The sequence below is a fragment of the Nonlabens sp. genome (genome assembly GCF_965660805.1).
Classification (GTDB): domain Bacteria; phylum Bacteroidota; class Bacteroidia; order Flavobacteriales; family Flavobacteriaceae; genus Nonlabens.
This window is the reverse complement of the sequence record NZ_CBFIBE010000071.1, coordinates 1-4,141: the sequence shown is the minus strand read 5'-3', so window position 1 is coordinate 4,141 and position 4,141 is coordinate 1. Positions and strand designations below refer to the sequence as shown.

The 4,141-nt window shown below is 35.3% G+C and carries 4 protein-coding genes; all 4 read left to right on the top strand.

From position 1 onward, the window contains the following. Window positions 1-482 (top strand): DUF6268 family outer membrane beta-barrel protein (locus tag ACTF48_RS10860; RefSeq protein WP_438963181.1); only part of this gene is annotated, 482 nt, incomplete at its 5' end. Further along, window positions 483-1,646 (top strand): sigma-54-dependent transcriptional regulator, encoded by a 1,164-nt coding sequence (locus ACTF48_RS10855; RefSeq protein WP_438963180.1) that lies wholly within the window; start codon window positions 483-485, stop codon window positions 1,644-1,646. It abuts the gene before it with no gap. A 6-nt stretch (window positions 1,647-1,652) separates the two neighbouring features. Next, on the top strand, window positions 1,653-2,528 hold the full coding sequence (locus ACTF48_RS10850; protein WP_438963179.1) for a PPK2 family polyphosphate kinase: 876 nt from the start codon (window positions 1,653-1,655) through the stop codon (window positions 2,526-2,528). A 102-nt stretch (window positions 2,529-2,630) separates the two neighbouring features. After that, on the top strand, window positions 2,631-3,965 hold the full coding sequence (locus ACTF48_RS10845; protein WP_438963178.1) for an MATE family efflux transporter: 1,335 nt from the start codon (window positions 2,631-2,633) through the stop codon (window positions 3,963-3,965). Window positions 3,966-4,141: the final 176 nt, after the last annotated feature.

Here is a 4,141-nt window from a genome sequence, read left to right as displayed (position 1 = left end):
CTAGTGCATATTTTATAAAAAACAGAACTAAAAGAGATGATGGCGGTAAACCATGGAGACTGGTACTAGGAGTTCAGTACAACACTACTGCCGGTAGACCGTTCCCTTTACCTTATTTAAATAATTACAGAGAGTTTGCTCCACAATGGAGTTTTGCACTGGGCGCTCCTAAAATGAATTTAGTATACCGTTTTAATGATAAAAACAGAGTGCAGCTCTATGCTCGATTAGATGGTTTTTATGCAAATATTCAAAATAATGTAGGCACATCAAATGGTGCTGCAGATAGTGTTTCTATGACTACAGCAATGTTAGGTCCAGGTTATCAATATAATTTTACCAAGCACATATCTGCTTATGTATATGCAGGATATACTATATTTAACGATATAAGATTAAGAGACGCCAGCGGTGATGATGTAAAGAATGTTAATAATAGCAATACTTTCTACTCGAGAGCTGGATTAAAATTTAAAATATAAATGGCAAATATTCTATTAATAGAAGATGAGGCAGCGATAAGACGTGTCTTAGGGAAGATTCTCTCTGAAGAAAATAAAAACTATGTAGTCACTGAAGCCTCAGATGGGCTAGAAGGCATGGAGTTGATTAAAAAAGAAGACTATGACCTAGTTCTTTGCGATATTAAAATGCCTAAAATGGATGGAGTTGAGGTACTCGAAGCCTTGAAAAAAATAAAACCAGAAATCCCTATAATCATGATTTCTGGGCATGGAGATTTAGATACAGCCGTTAATACCATGCGATTAGGAGCCTTTGACTACATATCTAAGCCGCCAGATTTGAATCGTTTATTAAATACCGTGCGCAATGCACTAGACCGTAAAAGTCTAGTGGTAGAAAATAAGCGACTTAAAAAGAAAGTGAGTAAAAACTATGAGATGATTGGTGAGAGCGAGTTGATCGTTATCATTAAAAATATCATAGAAAAAGTAGCTCCTACAGATGCACGCGTTCTCATTACAGGAGGAAATGGTACAGGAAAAGAACTAGTTGCGCACTGGTTGCATGAAAAAAGTCATAGGTCTGCAGCACCTTTTATAGAAGTAAATTGTGCAGCCATTCCTGGAGAACTTATAGAAAGTGAATTATTTGGTCACGTTAAAGGGAGTTTTACAGGAGCAAACAAAGATCGTGCTGGTAAATTTGAGGCGGCAAATGGAGGGACTATTTTCTTAGATGAAATAGGAGATATGAGTCTAAATGCCCAAGCAAAGGTGTTAAGAGCACTCCAAGAAAATAAAATTCAGCGAGTAGGTAGCGATAAAGATATTAAAGTTGATGTACGCATTCTCGCTGCAACTAATAAAGACCTAAAAACTGAAATTACTGAAAACAGATTCAGAGAAGACCTCTATCATAGACTTGCTGTAATTTTAGTAAACGTACCTTCTTTAAATGAAAGAAGAGATGACATTCCTTTACTGATTAATCATTTTGCTCAAAAAATTTCCAAAGAACATGGCGGTTCCACCAAAGAGTTTACAGGAAAAGCAATCTCAAAATTGCAAAACTATGACTGGACTGGGAATATAAGAGAACTGCGCAATGTAGTGGAGCGACTTATAATTCTAGGAGGTGAGAAAATCAGTGAAAAAGATGTAAACGCCTTTGCAAGTAAATAACCAAGTATGATAATTAACCCAGCAGATTATAAAGCTTCAAAGAATTTAAAACTAGGTGAATTAGACTCTAAGCCTAAAGAACGACTTACTAAAAAAGAAGCAAAAAAAGCTCTCGCAAAATCTAGACGCTCTCTAGCAGAGTTCCAAACTAAATTATATGCTCATGATAAGCATGCAGTATTAGTCTGTATTCAAGGAATGGACACTGCAGGAAAAGACAGTTTGGTACGTGAGGTATTTAAAGATTTTAATGTACGTGGAGTAGTGCAGCATAGTTTTAAAGTCCCTACAGAGCTGGAATTATCACATGGGTACTTATGGAGACATTATATTGCATTACCTTCTAAGGGACATTTTGGGATTTTTAATCGTACTCATTATGAAAATGTTTTGGTAACACGAGTACATCCACATTATTTAATGGCCGAAAATTTACCAGGTATCAATAGTGTGGATGATGTAACCCAAGAGTTTTGGGATATGCGATTTGAACAGATTAATAATTTTGAGAAAGAGCTAGCTCAAAATGGGACTTATATTTTTAAATTCTTTTTAAACTTATCTAAGGAGGAACAAAAAAACAGATTGCTACGCAGACTGAATTTGCCAGAAAAGAACTGGAAATTTTCTAGTAGTGATTTAAAAGAACGTAGGTTATGGGATGATTATATGAATTGCTATCAAGAAGCAATCTCTAATACATCTACAGACCACTCACCATGGTATATCATTCCCGCTGATGATAAACCTATGGCTCGGGCAATAGTATGTAGTATCCTATTACAAGAACTAGAATCTCAACAACACATTGTGATGCCACAACTCGATGAGGAGACCTATAGCATGCTAGATGAATATAAAAAGGAGTTAAACAAAGATTAAGCTCAACTTTTCCTGATTATTTTTCTCAATACTCTTAAAAGATAAAACAGGCAGCCTTTTCCCTTAAGCATAGTACTTATCTTTGGCCACTTTAAAAATAGAATGGCTTTACAAGATTATACGAGAGAGTTTGGGAAGAATTTAAAGATAGCTTACCCTATTATGGCAGGGCAAATTGCACACCTCCTAGTGGCATTTGCAGATAATGTTATGGTCGGTAAACTAGGAGATGCTCACCTTGCAGCAGTTTCTTTGGGAAACACGCTCATATTTATAGCACTGAGTATAGGTATAGGTTTTTCATTTGCTATCACACCACTAGTCGCAGAGGCTGATGCTCAAGGTGATGATCAGAAAGTAAAAAGAATATTTCATAACGGCGTTCTTGTTTCCAGTGCAAATGGTGTGCTGCTGTGTCTCTTACTTTTTCTCTCAGAACCCATACTATATTATTTAGATCAACCAGATGAAGTAATTATTCTTGCTATTCCTTATATGAGAATTGTTGCATTGTCTATGATTCCGTTAATGATCTTTCAAGCGATTAAGCAATTCTCTGATGGTCTTTCAAAAACAGTTTTTGCTATGCGCGCAACTATTGCCGCAAACGTGGTTAATATTATCATGAACTACTTATTGATTTATGGTAAGTTTGGATTACCTAGGATGGAAGTAGAAGGTGCGGCTTATGGAACATTAGTTGCAAGAATATTAATGGTGCCCATCTTGATTTTATTGCTTTCGCGAAAAGCGGAAATGAAAAAGTTTTTTGATTCCGTAGAAACTTTTTCAAGACCATTGTTTAAGAAATTGATAAACATTGGCTTTCCTACAGCTTTACAGATGTTCTTTGAAGTAAGTCTCTTTACAGCTGCAATAATATTAAGCGGCGTAATCGGGACTAAAAGTCAGGCAGCAAATCAAATAGCTCTTAACCTATCAGCGATGACCTTTATGGTAGGAGTTGGACTGAGTGTAACCGCTACAATAAGAGTAGGTAATCAATTAGGAAATAATAATATATTAGAATTAAAAAGGATAGCTCGATCTATATTCTTACTCGCGTTTATTCTTAATATAATATTTGCTTTAGCGTTTTACCTCTTTAAAGACTTATTGCCATGGATTTATATTAACGACTATGAAGTAGTGACAATTGCATCTGGTTTACTAGTTGTCGCGGCATTGTTTCAAATAAGCGATGGTCTTCAAGTTGTTTTTTTAGGAGCATTGCGAGGATTACAAGATGTTTGGGTTCCCAGTTTAATATGTTTTGTGTCTTATTGGATTGTAGGTTTTCCTATTTCTTATTACTTAGGGATAATCTTGGACTATGGTGGGCAAGGAATTTGGTTAGGTTTATTATCAGGATTAACCATGTCAAGTATACTAATGTATGCTCGTTATAGATACTTGCTGTCGGATATTGAAAAATAATTTCATTTTTTTCTGTTTTAAATAACTGGTTTTATGCGTTTTGTGGTTTCATGTAAAATAATTTCATTTTTTTTGCAGAATAAATTTGGTTAGAAGAAAAAAACGTGTGTATATTTGCACCCGCTTTGAGAGAGACGCAAGTTAAAAATTAAAGCGATAGTTCTTCAAAAAAGCTG

Bases quoted from the DNA above. Each gene is read 5' to 3' on its own strand.
- ACTF48_RS10855 (WP_438963180.1), top strand. From the start codon at position 483: ATGGCAAATATTCTATTAATAGAAGATGAGGCAGCGATAAGACGTGTC.
- ACTF48_RS10845 (WP_438963178.1), top strand. From the start codon at position 2,631: ATGGCTTTACAAGATTATACGAGAGAGTTTGGGAAGAATTTAAAGATA.
- ACTF48_RS10850 (WP_438963179.1), top strand. From the start codon at position 1,653: ATGATAATTAACCCAGCAGATTATAAAGCTTCAAAGAATTTAAAACTA.